This window comes from Kitasatospora sp. NPDC058115, assembly GCF_042884635.1.
Taxonomy (GTDB): domain Bacteria; phylum Actinomycetota; class Actinomycetes; order Streptomycetales; family Streptomycetaceae; genus Kitasatospora.
This window is the reverse complement of the sequence record NZ_JBHVTL010000036.1, coordinates 6,576-32,346: the sequence shown is the minus strand read 5'-3', so window position 1 is coordinate 32,346 and position 25,771 is coordinate 6,576. Positions and strand designations below refer to the sequence as shown.

The window sequence follows — 25,771 nt, the reverse complement described above, 5'->3', positions numbered from 1 at the left end:
CGAACGGTCGTTGTCGCTGGTCTGGTGCTGGTACTGGTGCTGCTGCCGGTCCCACGGCGGGCCCGGGTGGGTCCGCGGCCTCACTCGAACCCCTGGTCGACGAGGGAGAACAGCTCGTCGTCGGTGGCCGACCCGAGGTCGTCCTCGTCCGTTCCGTCGGCGCCGTCGTCCGGCGCCCCGCACAGCGCCAGCAGCTCGCGCAGGCGTTCGGCGATCCGGTCGCGGGCCCCGTCCTCGGCCAGGAGTGCCGGGAGCGCCTCGTGCAGCCGGTCCAGGTCGGCGAGCACCGGGGTGGCCGCCGAGGATTCCTCGGCGAGGCGCGCCAGCACGTGGCGGGCCAGGCTCACCGGGTTCGGGAAGTCGAAGACCAGGGTCGAGCGCAGGTGCACCCCGGTGGCGCGGACCAGGCGCTTCCGCAGTTCGACCGCCATCAGCGAGTCGAAGCCGACCTCCTTGAACGCCCGCTCCGGCCCGACCTCGTCGGCGCCCGGGTGCCCGAGGACGGCGGCCGCCACCGTCCTGACGAGCGTGACCAGTTCGCGCTCGCGCTCCTCCTCGGACAGCGTCGCCAGCCGCTGTCGCAGGGCGTCGGCCCCCGGGGTCCCGGGGGCCTGGGCACCACCGGCCGCGCGGCGCACCTCCAGGGCACGGAGCAGCTGCCGCAGCGGACCGCGCACGGTCTCCGGGCGGGTGCGCAGGGCCGCGCGGTCGGGCCGGGCGAGCACCAGTCCCGGCCCGGCCGCACGCAGCGCCTCGTCGAACAGCACGAGCGCCTCGGCCTCCGTCACCTCCAGCAGTCCTTCCTGGAGTTCGGCCTCGGCCCCGCCGGCTCCGGTGGGCCCCCAGGCGAGCGCGGCGGCGGGCAGGCCTTCGGCGTGCCGGGCGGCGGCCAGCGCCTCGGCGAAGGCGGCGGCCGCGGTGGCCGCGGGCGGTTCGGGGGCACCGGTCGGGCCGCTCGCCGGGGAGAGCGTCACGAGCGACGCCCCCGGATGCGTGGCGAGCAGTCCGGCGAGGGCCAGGCTCGTCCCGACGTCCGGCTCCGCTTCGTCGCGGGCCGCACCGGCCACCGCGAGCAGCACACCGGCCACCGGGTGCCCGGCGACGGCCGCGTCCAGCGCGGTGCGCAGCCCCTCGTGGTCGCCGGGCGTCCGGCCGACCACCTCGGCCTCGGCTCCCGCACCGGCCAGCCGCTCCGCCAGGCGGTGCACGGCATCGATGCCCGTGCCGCCGCCCGGCAGCAGGACCAGGCGACGGACGCCGTGGGCCGCGACCAGGTGTCCCGCCAGCGCGCCGGCCAGCGGGATGTCCGCGCCACCGATCAGCACCGTGCCACCGCCCGCGCCCCACGGCTCGACCGGGGCGACGTGGCCGGCCACCGCCGCCCCGGCCAGTGCCGGGGCGAGCAGCCGTCCGCCGCGCACGGCGAGCCTCGGTTCGCCGGCGGACACCACCGCGGGCAGTGCGGCGACGGAGGCCGGGTCGCCGTCCACGTCGGCCAGCAGGATCCGGTCCGGGTGCGCGGCCTGGAGCGCGCACACCGCGCCCCAGGCGGCCGCCCGGGCCGGGTCGGGCACCCGGTCCCCGTCCGCGGTGAGGACGGCCTGCCGGGTCACCAGCAGGAGCCTGCTGTCCGCCGGCCCCGGTTCGGCCGCCCACGCCGCGACCTGGGCCGCAGCGAGCGAGATCCGGCGGAATGCCGCGGCGGTCGGCTCGGCGTCCGAGTCCAGGGCGGTCGCGGCGAGCACGACGGTGTCGGGCGCCGGCGAGCCGGCCGCGACGGCGGCGGCGAGCGTCGCCACGGTCGCGTACCGGGCCTCCGGGTCGATTCCGTCGAGGACGTCGGGGGTGTCCGCCGCGCCGAGCACGGCGAGACGTCCGGGCACGGCGCGGCCCGGCGCGTCCGCGTCCCACGCCGACCAGGTCAGGCGCAGCAGCGCGTCCCGCTGCGGACCGCCGGCCGCGCGCAGCTGCTCGGCGGAGACCGGGCGCACGGTCAGCGACTCGACCACCGCGACCGGACGGCCCGCCGCGTCCGCGACACGCATCGACACCGCGCCCTCCCCGCCCGGGGTCAGCCGGACCCGCAGGCCGACCGGACCGTTGCCGGAGAAGCGGACACCGTGCCAGGAGAAGGCGACCCGGACGTCCTCGTCCTCGCCGGCGCCCACGCGGAGCGTCTGGATCCCCGCGTCGAGCAGGGCCGGGTGCACGGCGAAGCCGGCCGCCTCGCGCTCGTGTTCGGCGGGGAGCCCGACCTCGGCGAACAGGTCGTCACCGAGCCGCCAGGCGGCCCGCAGGCCCCGGAAGGCGGGGCCGTAGTCGACGCCCGAGAGCGCCAGGCGCTCGTAGAAGTCGTCCACGTCCAACGGTGCGGCACCGGTCGGCGGCCAGCTCGCCCACGCGGGGTCGGCGTCGTCGGCATCCGCCCCCTCCAGCAGCGTGCCCTCCGCGTGCCGGGTCCACGGCTGGTCGGCGGGCGCATGCTCGGGGCGGGAGTGGATGCCGACCGCGCGGGCGCCGGTCTCGTCCGGCGCACCCACGACGACCTGGATCCGCAGCGCTTCGGCATCCGGCAGCACGAGCGGCGTGTGCAGGGTCAGCTCCTCGACGGTGGGACTGCCCACCTCGCGGCCCGCCCAGGCCGCCAGCTCGACGAAGAGCGTCCCCGGCACGATCGCCGTGCCCAGGACGACGTGGTCGGCAAGCCACGGGTGAGCCGCGGCGGAGAGGCGACCGGTGAACAGCACGGTGCCGTCGTGGGCCGAGCTGACCGCCGCGCCCAGCAGCGGGTGCCCGGCGGAGGCGAGCCCGAGCCCGGCCGGGTCGCCTGCCCGGACACCCTGGTCGAGCCAGTAGCGGCGGTGCTGGAAGGCGTAGGTCGGCAGGTCGACGTGCCGACCGGCGGGGAGCACGGTCGTCCAGTCGACGGGCAGGCCCGCGACGAAGGCGGCCGACAACGCCGTCACCAGACGGTCGGGACCACCCTCGTGGCGGCGCAGCGTCTCCAGCACCACCGCGCCCGGGACGTCTTCCAGCTGGTCCGCGACCGGGACCACCAGTCCGGGGTGCGGGCTGCACTCCACGAACGTGGTGTGCCCGGCGGCGACGGCAGCCTGCACCGCCGCGTCGAGGCGGACGGTTCCGCGCAGGTTGTCGAACCAGTACGAACCCGCCAACCGCTCCGGATCCTCGACCACTTCGCCCGTGACGGTCGAGTACATCGCCACCCGGCCCGCCAACGGCCTCACGGACGACGACAGTTCGACGACCTCGTCACGGACCGCGTCCATGTACGCCGAATGCGAGGCGTAGTCGACGGGGATCCAGCGCGCCCGGATCTCCTCGCGCTCACACTGCTCCACCACGGCGGCCAGTGCCTCGACATCGCCCGAGAGGACCACGCTCGACGGACCGTTCACCGCCGCCAGCGACAACCGCTCATCGTCAGCGACCAGTTCGACCGCACGATCGGCGCCGACACCAACGGACAGCATCCCGCCACCCGTCACCCCACGCAGCGCCTGCGAACGCCGCACCACCACACGAACGGCATCCTCCAACGACAGCAGCCCCGCCACATGCGCCGCGGCGATCTCACCCTGCGAATGCCCGATCACAGCGGCAGGCCGTATCCCGCACGACTCCCACCAGCGGGCCAGACCCACCATCACCGCGAACAGCACCGGCTGGACCACGTCCACCCGCTCCAGCAGAGCGCCCGAACCGTCGCGCAGCACCTCCAGCAGCGACCAGTCCGTCAGCGGATCCATCACCCCCGCACACTCCCCGATCGCCCCGGCGAACACCGGTGAGACATCGAGGAGTTCGGCCGCCATCCCCGCCCACTGCGACCCCTGACCCGGGAACACGAACACCGCACCCGGCTCCTCGGTCCGCCCGGCCACCGGCAGGGACTCCGTCCCCCACTCGCCGAGCCGGTCCACGAGCTCGGGCAGACCCCGCCCGGCGACGACCGCGCGGTGCTCGAACACCGCCCGGCCCGTCACCAGCGACCGGCCCACGTCCACCGGGTCGACCCCGGGATGCGCCACCGCCCACTCCCGCAGCCGTTCCACCTGCTCCCGCAGCGCCGCACCCGACCGGGCCGACACCACCCACGGCACGACCCCGCCGGCCGGCTCCGGCGCCGCCGGAGGCTCCGCCTCCGACGCCGCCTCCAGCACCACGTGCGCATTGGTGCCGCTGATCCCGAAGGAGGACACCGCAGCCCGGCGCGGCCGGCCGGTCTCCGGCCACTCCGCCGCCTCGGTCAGCAGCTCGACGGCACCCTCCGACCAGTCCACGTGCGACGAGGGCGCGTCCACGTGCAGCGTCCTCGGCAGCACGCCGTGCCGCAGCGCCAGCACCATCTTGATCACACCCGCCACACCCGCCGCCGCCTGGGCATGGCCGATGTTGGACTTCACCGAGCCCAGCCGCAGCGGCTGTTCGGCCGGCCGGTCCTGCCCGTAGGTCGCCAGCAACGCCTGCGCCTCGATCGGGTCACCCAGCGTCGTCCCCGTCCCGTGCGCCTCCACCACGTCCACGTCCGCCGTGGACAGACCCGCGTTGGCGAGCGCCGCCCGGATCACCCGTTGCTGGGCGGGCCCGTTGGGCGCGGACAGCCCGTTGGACGCACCGTCCTGGTTCACCGCACTGCCCCGCACCACCGCGAGCACCCGGTGCCCGTGGCGGCGTGCGTCCGAGAGGCGCTCCAGCAGGACCAGCCCGACGCCCTCGCCGGCGCCCATGCCGTCGGCCGCCTCCGAGAACGCCTTGCAGCGGCCGTCCGGGGACAGTCCGCGCTGGCGCGAGAACTCGACGAAGAACTCGGGCGTCGACATGACCGTCACCCCGCCCGCAAGCGCGAGGTCGCACTCCCCCGAGCGCAGCGCGCCCGCCGCCAGGTGCAGCGCGACCAGCGACGACGAGCACGCCGTGTCGATGCTCACCGCCGGGCCCTCCAGCCCGAGCGCGTACGCGACCCGGCCGGAGGCGATGCTGCTCGCGCTGCCGTAGCCGACGTAGCCCTCGACCTCCTCCGGGACGCGGTCGAGGCGCGAGCCGTAGTCGTTGTCGATGACGCCGGCGAAGATCCCGGTCCGGCTGCCGCGCAGCGAGCCGGGGTCGATGCCGGCCCGCTCCACCGCCTCCCAGGAGGCCTCCAGCAGCAGGCGCTGCTGCGGGTCCATCGCCAGTGCCTCGCGCGGCGAGATCCCGAAGAACTCGGCGTCGAAGTCCGCCACACCGGACAGGAATCCACCACGGCGCACGTAGCTCCTCCCGGACGCCTCCGGGTCGGGGTCGAAGAGCCCCGCCACGTCCCAGCCGCGATCACCCGGGAAGTCCCCGATCGCATCGCCACCCGCGGTCACCAGCTCCCAGAGGTCCTCGGGCGAGGCGACACCACCGGGGAAACGGCAGCCCATGCCGACGATCACGACCGGATCACCGTCGGTGCCCGCGCCGGCGGCCGGGGCGGGCGCGGGGGCCGCCGCCCGCTCGTCCGGCCCGGCGGAGCCGGTCAGCCGTTCCAGCAGGTGGCCGGCGAGCCGGGCCGGGGTCGGGTGGTCGAAGACCAGGGTGGACGGCAGCCGCAGACCGGTGACGCCGTTCAGCCGGTTGCGCAGCTCGACACCGGTCAGCGAGTCGAAGCCCAGCTCCTTGAAGGCGCGGGTCGCGTGCACCGCGTCGGCCGACCGGTGGCCCAGCGCGCCCGCGGCCTCGGCCCGGACGACCTCCAGCAGCGCCCGCTCGCGGTCGGCGGCCGCCAGGGCGGCGATCCGGGCGGCCAGTGGTGCCGCGTCCGGCTGCCGGTCGCGGCGGCGGGTGGCCCCGCCCAGCAGGTCGCCGAACAGCGCGGGTGCGGCCGCCGCACGGGCGCGGATCGCCCGGAGGTCCAGGTGCGCGGGCACCAGGGTCGCGCCGGGTTCGGCGAGCGCGAGGTCGAACAGGCTCAGCGCCTCCTCGGCCGGCATCGCGACCGCGCCGGTCCGTGCCCACCGGGCGAGGTCGGCCTCGCTCAGCCGCCCGCCCATGCCCCGGGTCCCGGCCCACAGGCCCCAGGCGAGGGAGATCGCCGGCAGGCCGAGCGCCCGGCGGTGCTGCGCCAGGCCGTCCAGGAAGGCGTTGGCGGCCGCGTAGTTGCCCTGGCCCGGGCCGCCGAAGGTGGTCGCTCCGGAGGAGAAGAGCACGAAGGCGGCGAGCTTGACGTCCCGGGTGAGCTCGTGCAGGTGGTGGGCCCCGTCGGCCTTCGGGCGCAGCGAGCGGTCCAGGTGGCCGGGCGTCAGGGTCTCCACCAGCCCGTCGTCGACGATGCCCGCGGTGTGGACCACGGCGGTCAGCGGGTGCTCGTCGGGCACCCGCGCCAGTGCCTCGGCCAGGGCGTCGCGGTCGGCGAGGTCGCAGGCCAGCAGGGTGGCCTCGGCGCCCAGCGCGGCGAGGTCGGCGAGCAGTGCGGCGGCGTCCGGCGCGGCGGTGCCACGGCGGGACAGCAGCAGGAGCCGGCGCACACCGTGACCGGTCACCAGGTGCCGTGCGACGAGCGTGCCCAGGCCGCCGGTGGCGCCGGTGACCAGGACGGTGCCCTCCGGGTCGAGCCCGCCGTCGGCGGCCGGCGGCGGGGTCGCGCGGACCAGCCGGGGCACCAGCAACGTCCCCTCACGGACGGCCAGTTGCGGCTCCGAGACGGCCAGCGCCGACGGCCATCGGGCGAGCGAGGCCTCGTCGCCGTCGAGGTCGATCAGGGTGAAGCGGCCGGGGTGCTCCGACTGCGCCGAGCGCACCAGGCCCCAGACGGCGGCGGCCGCGACATCGGCGACCGGCTCGTCCGCACGTGCGGCGAGCGCACCGGTCGTCACGACGACCAGGCGGGCGCCGTCGAAGCGGTCCTGCGTCAACCAGTCCTGGAGCACGCCGAGCACCGTGCCCAGCAGTCGGCGGGTCCGGGCGGGGACGTCCTCCCCGGCCTCGGGCGCCACCGGGACGTGCAGCACGACCGTGGCGGGCACGGCCCCGTCGGCGGCGGCGGCCGCGGCGAGGTCCTCGAACCGGGCGCCCGGGCGGTGCTCCTCGGCCAGGCGCACGGCCGGACCGGGCGCGTCCGCGCCTTCGGCCGCGCCGAGCAGTGCCCATGGCTGCACGGGCCCGGAGTCGGGCTCGGCCGCCCGCCACTCCACCCGGAACAGCGCGTCGCGGTGCGAGGGGCCGGCCGGGCGCAGCTGCTCCGCCGTGACGGGGCGAACGGTGAGTGCCGCCACCGACGCGACGCCCGTCCCCGTGTCGTCCGCCAGGTGCAACGACGACGCGTCCGCCCCGGTCGGCGACAGCCGGACACGCAGACGGGAGACGCCCCCGGCGGGCCTCGGCCCGGCGGCCGACCGGACGCCGCGCCAGGCGAAGGCCACCCGCGCCACGGCCGTCGGGCCGGCGGGCCCGTCCGGCTCGCGGGCTGCCGCCAGCGCATGGAGGGCGGCGTCCAGCAGGGCGGGGTGCAGCGCGAAGCGATCGGTCTGCGCGTCGGCCTCCACGGGGAGTTCGACCTCGGCGAAGATCTCCTCGCCGCGCCGCCAGGCGGCCCGCAGGCCCTGGAACACCGGGCCGTAGTCGAAGCCGGCGGCGCCCAGCCGCTCGTACGCGCCATCGGTCGCGACGGGTGCGGCACCCGGCGGCGGCCAGGCGGCGAGGTCCGGCGCGCCGACGTCGGCCCCCTCGGCCGGGACGACCAGCGTTCCGGTGGCGTGCCGGGTCCAGGGCTGATCGGCGGGCGCGTGCTCGGGCCGGGAGTGGATGCCGACCGCCCTGGCACCGGACCCGTCCGGAGCACCGACGGAGACCTGGAGCTGGACGCCGCCCGCCTCGGGCAGCACCAGCGGTGCGGGCAGGGCGAGTTCCTCGATCTCGCCGAAGCCGACCCGGTCTCCGGCCCAGAGGGCGAGCTCCACGAAGAGGGTGCCGGGGACGATGACCGTGCCGAGTACGGCATGGTCGGCGAGCCACGGGTGGGTGGCGGTGGAGAGCCGGCCGGTCAGGACCGTCCCGGAGCCGTCGGCCAGCTCGACGGCGGCGCCCAGCACCGGGTGTTCGACGGCGAGTTGGCCGCGACCGGCCCCGGAGGATCCCGCGTCGGCGGCCGTCACCCAGAAGCGCTCGCGCTGGAACGGGTAGGTCGGCAGGTCAGCCCGGGGGCCGGCGGGGAGCAGAGTCGTCCAGTCGACGGGCAGGCCCGCGACGAAGGCGGCCGACAGTGCCGTCACCAGACGGTCGGGACCACCCTCGTGGCGGCGCAGCGTCTCCAGGACCACCGCGCCCGGAACCTCGTCCAGCTGGTCCGCGACCGGGACCACCAGCCCCGGGTGCGGGCTGCACTCCACGAACGTGGTGTGCCCGGCGGCGACGGCCGCGCGCACCGCCGCGTCCAGGCGGACGGTTCCGCGCAGGTTGTCGAACCAGTACGAACCCGCCAACCGCTCCGGATCCTCGACCACCTCACCGGTCACCGTCGAGTACATCGCCACCCGGCCCGCCAACGGGCGCACGGACGACGACAGTTCGACGACCTCGTCACGGACCGCGTCCATGTACGCCGAATGCGAGGCATAGTCGACGGGGATCCAGCGCGCCCGGATGTCCTCACGCTCACACTGCTCCACCACGGCGGCCAGTGCCTCGACATCGCCCGAGAGGACCACGCTCGACGGACCGTTCACCGCCGCCAGCGACAACCGCTCATCGTCAGCGACCAGTTCGGCCGCACGCTCGGCACCGACACCGACGGACAGCATCCCGCCACCCGTCACCCCACGCAGCGCCTGCGAACGCCGCACCACCACACGAACCGCATCCTCCAGAGACAGCAACCCCGCCACATGCGCCGCAGCAATCTCACCCTGCGAATGCCCGATCACCGCCGCCGGCCGCACCCCGCACGACTCCCACCAACGCGCCAACCCCACCATCACCGCGAACAGCACCGGCTGGACCACATCCACCCGCTCCAGCAGAGCGCCCGAACCGTCGCCCAACACCTCCAGCAACGACCAGTCCGTCAGCGGATCCATCACCCCCGCACACTCCTCCACGGCGGCGCGGAACACCGCTGAGGTTTCGAGGAGCTCGGCCGCCATCCCCGCCCACTGCGACCCCTGACCCGGGAACACGAACACCGCACCCGAACCCGACACAGCAGCCGACTCACCCCCGGCCACCTCACCCAGCCGATCGACGAGTTCGGCCAGCTCCCGCCCGGCCACGACCGCCCGGTGCTCCAGCGCCGCCCGCCCCGAAGCGAGCGTCCGCGCCACCGCCACCGGATCGGCCCCCGGACGGTCCGCCAGCCAACCACCCAACCGCAACGCCTGCGCACGCAGCGCCGCCTCGGACCCCGCCGACAGCACCCAGGGGACGACCCCACCGGTCTCGGCCAGCACATCGCTCCCGGCGACCCCGACCGGGGCCTCCTCCAGGATCACGTGCGCATTGGTGCCACTGATCCCGAACGAGGACACCCCGGCCCGGCGGACCCGCTCACCGCCCGCCGGCCACGGCACCTCGTCCGTCAGCAGTTCCACGGCGCCGGCCGACCAGTCCACGTGCGGCGACGGCGCGTCCACGTGCAGCGTCCTCGGCAGCACGCCGTGCCGCATCGCCATCACCATCTTGATCACACCCGCCACACCGGCGGCGGCCTGGGTGTGCCCGATGTTCGACTTCACCGACCCAAGCCACAACGGCCGTTCGGCCCGCTCGCGCCCGTACGTCGCCTGGAGTGCCTGTGCCTCGATCGGGTCGCCCAGCGCCGTCCCCGTCCCGTGCGCCTCCACCACGTCCACATCCGCCGCCGCCAGCCCACCACTCGCCAGCGCCGCCCGGATCACCCGCTCCTGCGACGGCCCGTTCGGCGCCGTCAACCCATTGCTCGCACCGTCCTGGTTCACCGCACTGCCCCGCACCACCGCCAGCACCCGGTGCCCGTGGCGCACCGCGTCCGACAGCCGCTCGACCAGCAGCAGGCCCACGCCCTCCGCCGCGCCCATGCCGTCGGCCGCCGCGGCGAAGGCCTTGCTCCGGCCGTCCGGGGACAGTCCGCGCTGGCGGGAGAACTCCACGAAGAAGTCCGGGGTGGACATCGCCGTCACCCCGCCGGCGAGGGCGAGGTCGCACTCCCCCGCGCGCAGCGCGCCGACCGCCAGGTGCAGCGCGACCAGCGACGACGAGCACGCCGTGTCCACCGTCAGCGCCGGGCCCTCCAGCCCGAAGGTGTAGGCGACGCGGCCGGAGGCGACGCTCGTGGCGTTGCCGGTGAGCACGTGTCCCTCGACGCCGGCCGGCATCCCGCCCGTCGCGTAGTCGTGCCCGGCCATCCCGGCGAACACGCCGGTCCGGCTGCCGCGCAGCGAGCGCGGGTCGAGGCCGGCCCGCTCGAAGGTCTCCCACGCCGTCTCCAGCAGCAGGCGCTGCTGCGGGTCCATGGCCAGTGCCTCGCGCGGCGAGATCCCGAAGAACTCGGCGTCGAAGTCCGCCACGCCGGACAGGAATCCGCCACGGCGGACGTAGCTCTTCCCCGACGCCGCCGGGTCGGGGTCGAAGAGCCCCGCCACGTCCCACCCACGGTCATCCGGGAAGTCCCCGATCGCGTCACCGCCGGTGGTGACCAGCTCCCAGAGGTCCTCGGGCGAGGCGACACCGCCGGGGAAGCGGCAACCCATCGCGACGATCGCCACCGGTTCGTCGGCACGGACCGCCGTGCTTGCGGCGGGCGGCGGCACCACGGGCACGGGGTCGCCCTGGGCGGCCGCGGCGAGGAAGCCCGCGAGCCGGGCCGGGGTCGGGTGGTCGAAGACCAGGGTGGACGGCAGCCGCAGACCGGTGACGCCGTTCAGCCGGTTGCGCAGCTCGACACCGGTCAGCGAGTCGAAGCCGAGATCCTTGAAGGCCGTCTCGGGACGCACGCTCTCCGCCGAGTCGTGGCCGAGCACCACCGCCGCCTCCGTCCGCACCAGGCGCAGCGCGAGGTCGACGCGTTCCTCGGCCGAGGCGCCGGCCAGCCGGCGGGCCCACGGCAGGGCGCCGTCGGCGGCCGCCGCGCGGCGCGGGGACGCCGGACCGGCGAGCGCCCGCAGCAGCGGCGGCACGGGGCCGGTGGCGGCGCGCAGCGCGGCGAGGTCCAGCCGCGCCGGGACGAGGGCCGGCTCGGGGCGCTGCCACGCGGCGTCGAACAGGGCGAGCCCCTGCGACGTCGAGAAGGGCAGCAGCCCGCCGCGGGCGAGCCGCTTCAGGTCGGCGGCGGCGAGGTGTCCGGTCAGTCCGGTGCGCTCGGCCCACAGACCCCAGGCCAGGGAGGTGGCCGGCAGGCCCCGGGCACGGCGGTGGTGGGCGAGGGCGTCGAGGTAGGCGTTGGCCGCGGCGTAGGGGGCCTGGCCGGGGGTGCCGAGGACGCCGGCGGCCGAGGAGTACAGCACGAAGGCCGACAGCCCGGCGTCCCGGGTGAGGTCGTGCAGGTTGGCGGCGGCCGCGGCCTTGGCGCGCAGGACACGGTCGACCTGCTCCGGCGTCAGGGCGTCGACCAGTCCGTCGTCGAGCACGCCGGCCGCGTGGACGACGGCGGTGAGCGGGTGCTCGGCGGGGATCGCGGCGAGCACCCGGGCGAGGGCCTCGCGGTCGGCCGCGTCACAGGCCTCGATGCTCACCTCGGCGCCGAGCCCGGCGAGTTCGGCGGCCAGGGCGCCCGCACCGGGGGCGTCCGCGCCACGCCGGCCGAGCAGCAGCAGGTGCCGGACGCCGTGCTCGGCGACCAGGTGGCGGGCCAGCAGGGCGCCGAGGGTGCCGGTTCCGCCGGTGATCAGCACCGTCCCGTCGGCGGCGAGCGGCTGGGGCAGGGTCAGCACGACCTTGCCGATGTGCCGGGCGCGGCTGACGAAGCGCAGCGCCTCACGGACGTGGCGCAGGTCGAAGGTGCGCACGGGCAGCGGTTGCAGGGCGCCGGACTCGAAGAGCGTCACGAGTTCGGCGAACAGGTCGGCGATCCGGTCGGGTCCGGCGTCGATCAGGTCGAACGCCCGGTAGCGGACGTCCGGGCGGTCGGCCGCGACGGCCTCCTGACCGCGCACGTCCGTCTTGCCCATCTCGACGAACCGGCCGCCGTCCGCGAGCAGCCGCAGCGAGGCGTCCACGAACTCCCCGGCGAGCGAGTTCAGGACGACGTCCACGCCCCGGCCGCCGGTGGCCTCGGCGAACCGCCGCTCGAAGGCGGTGTCGCGGGAGGAGCCGATCCGCTCCTCGGGCACGCCGAGTCCGCGCACGACCGGCCACTTGGCGGGGCTCGCGGTGGCGAGCACCGTGGCACCCCAGTGCCGGGCCAGCTGGACGGCGGCCATGCCGACGCCGCCCGCCGCCGCGTGGACGAGGACGGTCTCGCCGGGCCGCAGCCCGCCGAGGTCGCGCAGCCCGTACAGCGCGGTCAGGAAGACCACCGGCACGGAGGCCGCCCGGGCGTACGACCAGCCGGCGGGCAGGCGGGCCAGCAGGCGGTGGTCGGTGACGGCCAGCGGGCCGAAGGAGCCGTCGAACAGGCCCATCACCCGGTCCCCCGGCGCGAGCGCGGTGACACCCGGCCCGACCTCGGTCACGACGCCCGCCGCCTCGGCGCCGACGACCGCGCGGCCGGGGTACATGCCGAGCGCGATCAGCGCGTCGCGGAAGTTCACGCCGGCCGCGCGCACCGCGACCCTGACCTGTCCGGCGGCGAGCGGTTCGGCCGCGGCCGGGTGCTCGACGACGGCGAGGGCGTCGACGGTGTGCTGCGGGCCGGACTCGACGCGCCAGGGCGCGGGACCGTCCGGCAGCACGAGCGCCCGGTCGGCGCCGGCGCGGACCAGCCGCGGGGTCAGCACGGTGGCGTCCCGGACGATCGCCTGGGCCTCGCCGGACGTCAGGACGGCGCGCAGCCGGTCCACGGGGAGCGGGAGGCAGGCCCGGTGCGGGTCGTGGTCGAGGTCGACGAGGACGAAGCGGTCCGGGTGCTCGGTCTGGGCGCTGCGGACGAGGCCCCAGACCGCCGCGTGCACCGGCTCGGGGACGTCCTCGGACGGGTCGGGGGCGATCGCGCCCCGGGTGACGACCACCAGGCGGGCGGCGGCGAGGCGTTCCTCGGCGAGCCAGTCGCGGAGGGCGCCGAGGACGGTGTGGACGGCGACGCGGACGGCGTCGGGCCCGGTGCCGTCCGCCGGCGGGCAGAGCAGGACGGCGACGTCGGTCCCGGCCTCGGCGGCCGCGGCCGGGTCGGGGTGGGCGGGCAGGCCGTGCTCCGGGACGGCGGGCAGGTCCGGCGACGGCGTGCCGAGCAGCGCCCAGCGCTGCTGCGGGTCGGCCCCGGCCTCGGGCAGCGCCGCCTCCGTCCAGTCCACCCGGTGCAGCCAGGCCGGGTCGGCGGCGCCCGGACCGGCGAGCCGGCCGGGGGCCAGCGGCCGCAGCGCGAGCGACTCGGCGCGCACCACGGGCGAGCCGCCGCGGTCGGTGGCCAGCAGCGACACCGACTCACCGCCGGTGCGCCGCAGCCGCACCCGCAGGGCGGTGACGGGCCCGGCGGTCGGCTCCCTGGTCACCCCCGCCCAGGCGAAGGGCAGCAGGGTGCTGCCCGAGGCCTCCACCGCGTCCAGCGCGGTGAGGTGCAGGGCGGCGTCCAGGAGCGCGGGGTGCAGGTAGTGGCCGTGCGCGTCCGGTGCTTCCGGTTCACCCGACCCGTCCGATCCGTCCGATCCACCCGATCCGCCCGGGAGTTCGACCTCGGCGAACAGGTCGTCGCCGAGCCGCCAGGCGGCCCGCAGGCCCTGGAAGACGGGGCCGTAGCCGTAGCCGAACTCGGCCAGGCGCTCGTAGAGATCGGTGGTGTCGACGGCCTCGGCCTGCGGGGGCGGCCACGGGAGGAGGTCGTCGGCGACGGCCTGCGGCGGGGTGGAGGAGAGGCTGCCGGTGGCGTGCCGGGTCCACGGCTCGTCCTCGGGGGCGCCCTCGGGCCGGGAGTGGACGGCCAGGGCCCGGACGCCGGTCGCGTCGGGCGCGGCGAGTGCCACGTGCAGCCGCACGGCGGCCTGTTCGGCCAGCACGAGCGGTTCGTGCAGGGTGAGTTCGTCGACCACCGGGCAGCCGGCCTCGGCACCGGCCCACGCCGCGAGGTCGAGGAAGGCGGTGCCCGGGACGAGGACGGTGCCGTGCACGGCGTGGTCGGCGAGCCAGGGGTGGGCGGGCACGGAGAGCCGTCCGGTGAACGACAGCCCGCCGTCCTCCGGCGAGCGCACGGCGGCGCCCAGCAGCGGGTGGCCGGCCGCCACGAGACCGAGGTCGTGCGCGGCGCCCACGACGGGCGGGGCGTCGAGCCAGTAGCGGCGGTGCTGGAAGGCGTAGGTCGGCAGGTCGGCCCGGGGGCCGGCGGGGAGCAGGGTGCTCCAGTCGACGGGCAGGCCCGCGACGAAGGCGGCCGACAGCGCCGTCACCAAACGGTCGGGACCACCCTCGTGGCGGCGCAGCGTCTCCAGGACCACCGCGCCCGGGACGTCTTCCAGCTGGTCCGCGACCGGGACGACGAGTCCGGGGTGCGGGCTGCACTCCACAAACGTGGTGTGCCCGGCGGCGACGGCCGCGCGCACCGCCATGTCCAGGCGGACGGTGCCGCGCAGGTTGTCGAACCAGTACGAACCCGCCAACCGCTCCGCCTCGTCCACCACCTCACCCGTGACGGTCGAGTACATCGCCACCCGGCCCGCCAACGGGCTCACCGAAGACGACAGTTCGACGACCTCGTCACGGACCGCGTCCATGTACGCCGAATGCGAGGCGTAGTCGACGGGGATCCAGCGCGCCCGGATCTCCTCGCGCTCACACTGCTCCACCACGGCGGCCAGTGCCTCGACATCGCCCGAGAGGACCACGCTCGACGGACCGTTCACCGCCGCCAGCGACAACCGCTCATCATCAGCGACCAGTTCAGCAGCCCGCTCGGCCGGGAGGCCCACGGACAGCATCCCGCCACCCGTCACCCCACGCAGCGCCTGCGAACGCCGCACCACCACACGAACCGCATCCTCCAACGACAGCAACCCCGCCACATGCGCCGCCGCAATCTCACCCTGCGAATGCCCGATCACCGCCGCCGGCCGCACCCCACACGACTCCCACCAACGCGCCAACCCCACCATCACCGCGAACAGCACCGGCTGGACCACATCCACCCGCTCCAGCAGGACGCCCGACCCGTCGCCCAACACCTCCAGCAACGACCAGTCCGTCAGCGGATCCATCACCCCCGCACACTCCCCGATCGCCCCGGTGAACACCGGTGAAGAATCAAGGAGTTCGGCCGCCATCCCCGCCCACTGCGACCCCTGACCCGGGAACACGAACACCGCACCCGAACCCGACACGGCAACCGACGCGCCCCCGGCCACCTCACCCAGCCGGTCCACCAACTCCGCCACCGTCCGCCCGGACACCACAGCCCGGTGCTCCAGCGCCGCCCGCCCCGAAGCGAGCGTCCGCGCCACCGCCAGCGGATCGACCTCAGGACGGTCCGCCAGCCAACCACCCAACCGCTCCGCCTGCGCACGCAGCGCCTCGGCCGATCGCGCCGACAGCACCCAGGGGACGACCACACCCGCACCCGTCACCGGCTCCGCCGGAGCACCCTCGCGGTCGGCGGAAGGGGGCTGCTCGATGATCACGTGGGCGTTGGTGCCGCTGATCCCGAAGGAAGACACCCCGGCCCGGCGCGGCCGACCGCTCTCCGGCCACTCCACCGACTCCGCCAGCAGCTCCACCGCACCCGACGACCAGTCCACATGCGGCGACGGCGCATCCACATGCAGCGACTTCGGCACCACCCCGTACCGCATCGCCATCACCATCTTGATCACACCCGCCACACCCGCCGCCGCCTGGGTGTGCCCGATGTTCGACTTCACCGACCCCAGCCACAACGGCCGTTCGGCCGGCCGGTCCTGCCCGTACGTCGCCAGCAACGCCTGCGCCTCGATCGGGTCACCCAGCGTCGTCCCCGTCCCGTGCGCCTCCACCACGTCCACATCCGCCGCCGCCAGCCCACCACTCGCCAGCGCCGCCCGGATCACCCGCTCCTGCGACGGCCCGTTCGGCGCCGTCAACCCGTTGGACGCACCGTCCTGGTTCACCGCACTGCCCCGCACCACCGCCAGCACCCGGTGCCCGTGGCGCACCGCGTCCGACAGCCGCTCCACGACGAGCAGGCCCACGCCCTCACCCCACCCGGTCCCGTCCGCCGCCGCAGCGAACGGCTTGCACCGCCCGTCCGCCGCCAGACCGCGCTGACGCGCGAACTCCACGAACACGTTCGGCGTCGACATGACCGTCACGCCGCCCGCGAGCGCCAGGTCGCACTCCCCCGTGCGCAGCGCGTTCGCCGCCAGGTGCAGCGCGACCAGCGACGACGAGCACGCCGTGTCGACGCTCACCGCCGGCCCCTCCAGCCCCAGCGCGTACGCGACCCGGCCCGAGACGACGCTCCCGATACTGCCCGCGAGCAGCAGACCTTCGTAGCCGTCGGGGGCCCGGTGCAGCCGGGAGGCGTAGTCGTGGTGCATGACGCCGGTGAAGACGCCGGTCCGGGAGCCGCGCAGCCCGGCGGGGTCCAGGCCCGCGTGCTCCAGCGCCTCCCAGGAGGTCTCCAGCAGCAGGCGCTGCTGCGGGTCCATCGCGCGTGCCTCGCGCGGCGAGATCCCGAAGAACTCGGCGTCGAAGGCGCCGGAGTCGTACAGGAAGGCGCCGTGCCGGGTGTACACGGTGCCGGGGCGGGCCGGGTCCGGGTCGTACAGGGCGTCGACGTCCCAGCCCCGGTCGGTCGGGAAGCCGCCGACCGCGTCGGCCTCCCGGGCGACGAGGCGCCACAGGTCGTCGGGCCCGGCGACGCCGCCGGGGTAGCGGCAGCCCATGCCGACGATCACGATCGGATCGTCGTCGACCGGGACGGCCGCGGGCGTCGGGGCGGCCGCCGCCGGGGCACCCGCCACCTCCCTGGTCAGCCGCGCCGCGAGGGCGGTGGCGCTGGGGTGGTCGAACACCACGGTGGCGGGCAGCCGCAGGCCGGTGAACGCGTTGATCCGGTTGCGCAGTTCCAGCGCGGTCAGCGAGTCGAAGCCCAGTTCGCGGAAGGCGCGTCGGACGTCGACGGTGTCCGCTTCGCCGTGGCCGAGCACGGTGGCGGTCTCGCCGCGGACGAGGTCGAGTGCGGCGCGGGCGCGGCGGTCCTCGGGCAGGTCGGCCATCCGGCGCGCCCAGGAGGACGCCTCGCCGGTGCCGCCGTCCGCCCCGGCGCCCGTCACCGCCCCGGCCGCCCGCTGCAGGGGGGTGCGGACCAGTCCGCGCAGCACGGGCGGCACGGTGCCGGCCGCCGCGAGGGCGCGCAGGGCCGCCCGGTCGAGGCGGGCGGTGACGGCGTACGGCAGGTCGGTCCGCAGCGCCGCGTCGAACAGCGCGAGACCGTCCTCGGTGGACAGCAGGCCGATGCCGCCGCGTGCGAGCCGGGCGCGGTCGGCGGCGGCGAGGTGCCGGGTCATCCCGCTGCCCTCGGCCCACAGGCCCCAGGCGAGGGAGATCGCCGGCAGCCCGGCCGCGCGGCGGTGCCCGGCCAGGGCGTCGAGGAAGGCGTTCGCGGCCGTGTAGGCGCCCTGTCCGGCGTTGCCGGTCACCGAGGTGACGGAGGAGAAGAGGACGAAGGCGTCGAGGTCCTGCTCCCGGGTCAGCTCGTGCAGGTGCCAGGCGGCGTCCGCCTTGGGGCGCAGCACGGCGGCCAGGCGTTCGGGGGCGAGGGCCTCCACCGTGCCGTCGTCGAGGACGCCGGCGGCGTGCACGACGACGCCCAGCGGGTGCGCGGCCGGGAGGCCGGCGATCAGCGCCGCGAGCTCCTCGCGGCGGGCGACGTCGCAGGCGGCGATCGTCACCCGCGCGCCGAGCGCGGCGAGTTCGGCCCGCAGCGAGTCGGCGCCGTCGGCCCGCTGCCCGGCCCGGCCGACCAGCAGCAGGTGGCGCAGGCCGTGCTCGGTGATCAGGTGGCGGGCGATCAGCGCGCCGAGGGTGCCGGTGCCGCCGGTGATCAGCGCCGTGCGGTCCGGATCGAGCGGGCGCCCGCCCGGCGTCGCCGCGGCCGGGGCCGGGACCGGGACCGGGGTCGGGGCCGGGACCAGCCGGGGCCGGTACGGGATCCCGTCGCGCAGGGCCAGTTGGGGTTCGTCGGTGGCGAGGACGGCCCGCAGGGCGCGGCCGGAGCGCGCGGGATCGTCGAGGTCGATCAGGGTGAAGCGGCCGGGGTGCTCGGACTGCGCCGTGCGCAGCAGGCCCCACACCGGGGACTGGCCGAGGCCCGGCACGGCCTCCCCGCCCCGGACGGCGACCGCGCCCCGGGTGACGACGACCAGCCGGGCGCCGTCCGGGCGGTCCCCGGCCAGCCAGGCCCGGACGGTGTCGAGGGCCCAGCGGGCGGCGGCGTGCGCGGCTTCGGCCGGGTCGGTCGGCCCGCCGGGCACGGCGGCGACCACCACGGCGGGTGCCGGATGCCCGGCGGCGGTGCGGGCGTCGAGCCCGGCGAGGTCCGGGAAGGTGGCGCGCGGGTCGAGACCGAGGTCGTCGGCGCCGAGGACCACACGGTCCGGGTCCTCCGCGGCGGCGAGCACGTGCGGTTCCGTCCAGTGCAGTTCGAACAGCGCGTCGCGCGGGGTGGCCCCGGCCGGGGCGAGCCGGTCGGCGGGCAGTTCGCGCAGACTGAGGCCGCCGACCGTGAGGACGGGCGCGCCGGTGGGGTCCTCCACGGCGAGTGCGGTGGTGCCGTCCGGCGCGGGCGACAGCCGGACGCGCAGCGCGGTGGCGCCGGTGGCGTGCAGCCGCACGTCGGTGAAGCCGAACGGGATGCGCGGGCCGGCGCCGCCGACGGGCGCGTCGGCCAGCAGCAACGGGTGGAGCGCCGCATCGAGCAGGGCGGGGTGGACCGCGTGCGCCTCGTCGCCCCGGACGGGTTCGGCGGGCAGGCGGACCTCGGCGTACAGGTGGTCCCCCGCGCGCCAGGCGGCGGTGAGGCCCTGGAACCAGGGGCCGTAGCCGTAGCCGAGGCGGTCGAGACGCTCGTAGGCGTCGGCGAGGTCCACCGGCTCGCTGCCCGCGGGCGGCCAACTCCCCTGCACCGCACCGGCGACGGGCGCCTGCGCGGCCGTCAGCGTGCCGGAGGCGTGCCGCGTCCAGGGCCGTTCCGCGCTGTCGTCGCCGGGTTCGCCCTCCGGGGCGGACGGCCGGGAGTCCACGGTGACGGCGTGCCGGCCCGCCGGGTCGGCGGGGGCGACGGCCACCCGCAGCTGCGTGCGCCCGGTGTCGGGCAGCACCAGCGGGGCCTCCAGGGTGAGCTCCTCGACGCCCGGGCAGCCGGCGAGCGCGCCCGCCCGGAGCACGAGGTCGAGGAAGGCCGTGCCGGGCAGCACCACCGTGCCGGTGACCGCGTGGTCGGGCAGCCAGGGCCGGGTGTCCGCGGAGAGCCGGCCGGTGACCAGGGTGGTGCCGTCCGGGGTCGTGGTGACGGCACCGAGCAGCGGGTGGTCGACGGCGTCGAGGCCGAGATCGGCGGGGCGGGCCGGCGCGGGCCCGGCGGTCAGCCAGTAGCGGCGGTGCTGGAAGGCGTAGGTGGGCAGGTCGACGTGCCGGCCGCGGTGGTCGCCGGGGAGCAGCGCGTCGGGGTCGGGCTCCGCCCCGTGGACGATGGCCTCGGAGACGGAGGCGAGGAACTGTCCGAGGCCGCCGTGATCGCGCCGCAGGGTGCCGATCGCCGTGCCTCCGGTGCCCCCGGCGGCGTCGGGGCTCTCGGGGCCTCCAGGGCTCTCGGGGCCTTCGGCGCCACAGGCGTCCAGTGTCTCCTGGGTGCCGATCCTGAGGACGGGGTGCGGGCTCGCCTCGACGAAGAGCCGGTGGCCGTCCGCGTGCAGGGCGCGCACGGCGGGCTCGAAGCGGACCTCCTGGCGCAGGTTGCGGTACCAGTAGTCGGCGTCGAGCGTGGTGGTGTCGGCCAGCGGTCCGCCGGTGACGGTCGAGTAGAAGGCGATCCGTGCGGTGCGGGGCGCGAGGTCGGCGAGCGCGGCGAGCAGCGGTTCGCGCAGCGACTCGACGTGCGCCGAGTGCGAGGCGTAGTCCACCGGGATCCGGCGGGCGCGCACGCCGGTCCGCTCGCAGTGGGCGAGGAGGGCGTCGAGGGCGGCGGCGTCCCCGGAGACGACGGTGGTGGCGGGGCCGTTGCGGGCGGCGATGCCGATCCGGCCGTCCCAGGGCGCGAGGAGGGCACCGGTCTCCTCGGCGGGCAGCGGGACGGAGACCATGCCGCCGGTGCCGGCGAGGTCCAGCAGGGCGCGGCTGCGCAGGGCGACCACCTTGGCGGCGTCGTCGAGGGTGAGCGCGCCCGCGACGTACGCGGCGGCGATCTCGCCCTGCGAGTGGCCGACGACGGCGCTCGGTTCGACGCCGGCGGCCCGCCACAGCCGGGCCAGCGCGACCATGACGGCGAACAGCACGGGCTGGACGACGTCGACCCGGGACAGGTCGGGCGCGCCCGGCCGGCCGCGCAGGACGTCGAGCAGCGACCAGTCGGTCCAGCGGGCCAGCGCCGCCGCGCAGGCCTCCATCTCGGCCTCGAACTCCGGTGAGGAGTCGAGGAGTTCGACGGCCATACCGGCCCACTGCGAGCCCTGGCCGGGGAACACCAGGGCGGTCGCGCCGCGGGCGGTGGACTGGGCCCGGACGAGGTTGTCGGCCGGCTCGCCCTGGGCGAGCGCGGTCAGCCCGCGCAGCGCGTCGGCGTCGGTGCGGGCGAGGACGACGGCGGTGTGGTCGAACCTGGTCCGGCCGCGCAGCAGGGCGTGGCCGAGCGCGAACCGGTCACCCGCCGTCGCGGCCGCGCCCGCTTCGTCGTCGGCGGCGGCGGTGCCGGTGCCGGCCTCGGCGTCGGATTCAGCTTCGGATTCGGCCTCGGCCTCGGCAGCGACAGCCGCAGCGGCCAGGTGCCGGGCCAGCCGGCCGGCCTGGGCGCGCAACGCGGCCTCGGTGCGGCCGGAGACGGTGAGCGGCACGGGCAGGTCCGGGTATCCGCCGCCGCCGGACTCCGTCGCCTGTCCGGCCCGCGCGGGCGCCTGCTCGACGATGACGTGCGCGTTGGTGCCGCTGATGCCGAACGAGGAGACACCGGCCCGTCGGGGCCGGTCGGGACCGGCGGGCGAGGGCCACGGGGTGGTGGCCGACGGCACGCTGACCGCGCCCTCCGCCCAGCGCACCTTCGGCGAGGGCTCGCGCAGGTGCAGCACGCCGGGCACCAGCCCGTGCCGCATCGCGAGGACGGTCGTGATCAGGCCGGCGACCCCGGCCGCGGCCTGGGTGTGGCCGATGTTGGACTTCACCGAGCCGAGCAGCAGGGGGTGTTCGGGGGCGCGGTCGGCGCCGTAGACGGCGAGCAGGGCGTGTGCCTCGACCGGGTCGCCGAGCGCGGTGCCGGTGCCGTGCGCCTCGACCACGTCGACGTCCGCGGGCGCCAGCCCGGCGGAGCCCAGCGCCTGCCGGATCACCCGCTGCTGGGCCGACCCGTTGGGGGCGCTGAGGCCGTTGCTGGCACCGTCCTGGTTGACGGCGGAGCCGACCACCAGGGCGAGCACCGGGTGGCCGTGGCGCCGGGCGTCCGACAGCCGCTCCAGCAGGACGACGCCGACGCCCTCGGCCCACGCCGTGCCGTCGGCGTCGGCGGAGAACGGCTTGCAGCGGCCGTCCGGGGCGAGGCCGCGCTGCCGGGCGAACTCGACGAACATCCCGGGCTCGGCCATCACGGTGGCACCGCCCGCGAGGGCCAGCGTGCACTCCCCGTTGCGCAGGGCCTGGGCCGCCAGGTGCACGGCGACGAGCGAGGAGGAACAGGCGGTGTCCACGGTGACGGCGGGGCCTTCGAGGCCGAGCTCGTAGGCGATCCGGCCGGAGGCGACGCTCGGGGTGGTGCCGGTGAGCAGGTAGCCGTCCAGGCCGTCGACGGGCTGGTGCATGCGCGGGCCGTAGTCCTGCGCGGTGGCGCCGACGAACACCCCGACGCGGTCGCCGCGCAGCCCGGCGGGGTCGAGCCCGGCGCGCTCCAGGGCCTCCCAGGACGTCTCCAGCAGCAGACGCTGCTGCGGGTCCATGGCGAGCGCCTCGCGCGGGCTGATGCCGAAGAACTCGGCGTCGAACTCGCCCGCGCCGTCGAGGAATCCGCCCTCGCGCACATAGGTGCTCCCCAGCCCGCCCGGGGCGGCCCCGTGCAGCTGGTCCAGGTCCCAGCCGCGGTCCCGGGGGAACGCGCCGATGGCGTCCACCCCCTCCGCGGCCAGCCGCCACAGCTGCTCGGGGGTGCGGGCGCCGCCGGGGAAGCGGCACCCCATGGCGACGACGGCGATCGGGTCGCCGTCCCGGTCGGCCGCCGGGGACGGCCGGGACCGCTCGGACCACTCGGACCGCCGCTCCGGCACGGGCCGTGCCAGGGCCCGTGCGCACAGGTGGCGGGCGAGGTCGGCGGGCGTCGGGTGGTCGTAGCCGGCGCTCGCGGGCAGGTCGAGGCCGGTCGCGGCCGACAGCCGCTGGAGGAGTTCGACGGTGGCGAGCGAGTCGAGTCCCGACTCACGGTAGGCGAGGTCCGCGCGGACGGCGTCCCTGGTGGCGTGGCCGAGCACGGCGGCCGCGTGCGAGCGGACCAGGTCCAGCACCACACGCACCCGGTCGGCCTCCGGCAGCCCGGCGATCCGGCGGGCGAGCGGCGACGCCGGCGACGCCTGGGGTTCCTGCGCGGCGGGAGCAGCCTCGCCGGGAGCGGCCTCCCCGGGAGCGACGTCCTCGGGGGCGACATCCCCGGGAAGGACGTCCTCGGGCACGGCGGCGCGCAGCCAGTGCGGCGTGCGCCGGAACGCGTAGGTGGGCAAGGCGACCCGCCGCCGCGCCCCGGTGCCGAAGAACGCGGTCCAGTCGAGCGCGGCGCCCAGCGTGTGCAGCCGGGCCGCGGTCTCGGCCAGGGCGTCCGCCTCCGGCCGGCCGGCCCGCAGCGTGGCGACGGCCGCGAAGGCCTCGCCGCCCTCGGGCACCGGGCACTCACGGGCCAGCGCGGACAGGCTGCCGTCCGGCCCGAGCTCGACCAGGACGGTCGCGCCGGCCTCGCGCAGCTGTTCGACGCCGTCCCCGAACCGCACCGCCCCGCGCACCTGACGCACCCAGTAGTCGGGCGAGCACAGTTCCTCGGCGGACGCCGTGCGGCCGGTCAGGTCGGACACCACGGGCGTCGTCGGCGGACGGAAGGTCAGCCCGCGCGCGACCTGCGCGAAGGCGTCGAGCATCGGCTCCATCCGCGGCGAGTGGAAGGCGTGGCCGACCCGCAGCCGCCGGACCTTGTGGCCCTGTGCCCGCCACCGTTCCCCGAGCGCGAGGACGGCCTCCTCGTCGCCGGAGACGACGGTGGCCGCGGGCCCGTTCACGGCCGCGACCGAGACCCGGTCCCCCAGGTCCGCGAGTGCCGCCACGACCTCCGCCTCGGCCAGGCGGGCCGCCAGCATCGCGCCGCCGGGCGGCAGTTGCTGCATCAGCCGGCCCCGGGCGGCCACCAGGGCGCAGGCGTCGGGCAGGTCGAGGACACCGGCCACGTGCGCGGCCGTGAGTTCACCGATCGAGTGGCCGAGCAGCAGATCGGGAACGACGCCCCAGTGCGCCAGCAGCCGCTGCAGCGCCACCCCGAGGGCGAACAGGGCGGGCTGGGTGAACTCGGTGCGGTGGACGAGTTCCGCCTCCGCACTGCCCTGGGCCGCGAACAGCACCTCCCGCAGCGGACGCGCCAGGTGCGGGTCGAGGTACCGGCAGACCTCGTCGAAGGCGGCGGCGAACTCCGGGAACCGGTCGTACAGTTCGCGGCTCATGCCGGGGCGCTGGCTGCCCTGGCCGGAGAACAGGAAGGCGGTGCGGCCGGGCCTGACCTCACCGCTCACCACGCCGGGGGCCGCGCCCGAGGTGCGCAGCGCGTCGAGGCCGGCCAGCAGCCCCGCGCGGTCGGGGGCGAGGACGACGGCGCGGGCGGCGAGGTGGCTGCGGGTGGTGGCGGCCGACCAGCCGAGGTGCGCCGGCTCGACACCGGGGTGGCGCAGCAGGTGGTCATGCAGGCGGTCGGCCTGGGCGCGCACCGCCTCGGGCGTGGTGCCGGAGAGCGGGACGAGGACCGGGGCCCCGGGGTCCGCGGCCGACCCGGCGGGGCCTTCGGCGGGCGCCGCCGGGGCCTGCTCACCTCCACCGTCCGGCTGTTCCGCCAACACCACATGGCAGTTGGTGCCGCCCATGCCGAAGGAGCTCACCCCGGCGACCAGCCGCTGCCCGGGCCTCGGCCAGGCACCCGTCGCATCCTGGACCCGCAGGCCGAGCGCGTCCAGCGGGATGCGGGGGTTCGGGGTCTCGTAGTTGAGGCTGCGCGGCAGTTCCCGGTGGCGGATCGCCAGGACCGTCTTGAGGAGCCCGACGATGCCGGCCGCGCCCTCCAGATGCCCGAGGTTGGTCTTCACCGAGCCGACCCGCAGCGGCGCGCCGGCCGGGCGGCCGGTGCCGAGCGCGGCGCCGAGGGCGGCCGCCTCCACCGGGTCGCCCACGGGGGTTCCGGTGCCGTGCAGTTCGACGTACTGCACCTCGGCCGGCCGGAATCCGGCCCGGCGGTGGGCCGCGCGGATCACCTGCTCCTGCGCCGCGGCCTCGGGCGAGGTGAGCGCCGCCCCGCCGCCGTCGTGGTTCATCGCGCTGCCCGCCACCACGCAGTACACGGTGTCGCCGTCGGCGAGCGCGCGGGCCAGCGGCTTGAGCACCACGACCGCGCCGCCCTCGCCGCGCACATAGCCGTCGGCGCGCGCGTCGAAGGTGAAGCACCGGCCGGCCGGGGAGAGTCCGCCCAGTTTGCCCGCCTCGCCCGGCCCGTCGGGGACGAGGTCGAGGTTGACGCCGCCCGCCAGGGCGAGTTCGGACTCCCCGCGCCGCAGGCTCTCACAGGCCGTGTGCACCGCGACCAGCGAGGAGGCCTGGGCCGCGTCGACCGTCATGCTGGGCCCGCGCAGGCCGAGCGTGTAGGAGACCCGGTTGGCGATCATGCTGCGGTGCAGGCCGGTCACCTGGCGCGCACCGGCCGCGATGCCCGCACGGCGCAGCAGGACGGCGTAGTCGTCCCAGATCGCCCCGGCGAACACGCCGACCGGGCCACCGCTCAGCCCGTGCGGCGGGATGCCCGCGTGTTCCAGGGCCTCCCAGCACAGTTCGAGCATGAGCCGCTGCTGAGGGTCCATGAGCGCCGCCTCGCCCGGACCGATGCCGAAGAACCCGGGGTCGAAGCCGCTGACCTCGTCCAGGTAGCCACCGCGCCGGGGCCGCGCCGGCCCGCCGGCGGCCACCGTGGCGCCGGGACGTTCCTGCGGTGTCGCGGCGCGCCGGCCACCGGGGAATTCACGGACGGAATCGACGCCGGTGCGCAGGAGTTCCCAGAACCCGTCCGGGTTGTCGGCCCCCGCCACCCGGCAGGCGAAACCGACGATCGCGACAGCATCCGAATCGGCCATACCGTTCCATCACGTCCAGAGTCGATTAGCGGGCGAGCGCGGGCAGGCAGAACTCTGAATCGGGCCATCGATGATCCGCAAGCGTCTGGTTTCGGCCAGCCGGACGTCGCGGAAGGAGACTGACGTCACCCCGAGCCGCCTCT

1 protein-coding gene is annotated in these 25,771 nt (G+C 76.6%); it reads right to left on the bottom strand.

Annotation, left to right across the window (positions count from 1 at the left end):
- Nucleotides 1-80 precede the first annotated feature (80 nt).
- Complete coding sequence (locus ACFVVL_RS30990; RefSeq protein WP_387681036.1) at nucleotides 81-25,628, bottom strand: SDR family NAD(P)-dependent oxidoreductase; 25,548 nt, start codon at nucleotides 25,626-25,628, stop codon at nucleotides 81-83.
- Nucleotides 25,629-25,771 lie beyond the last annotated feature (143 nt).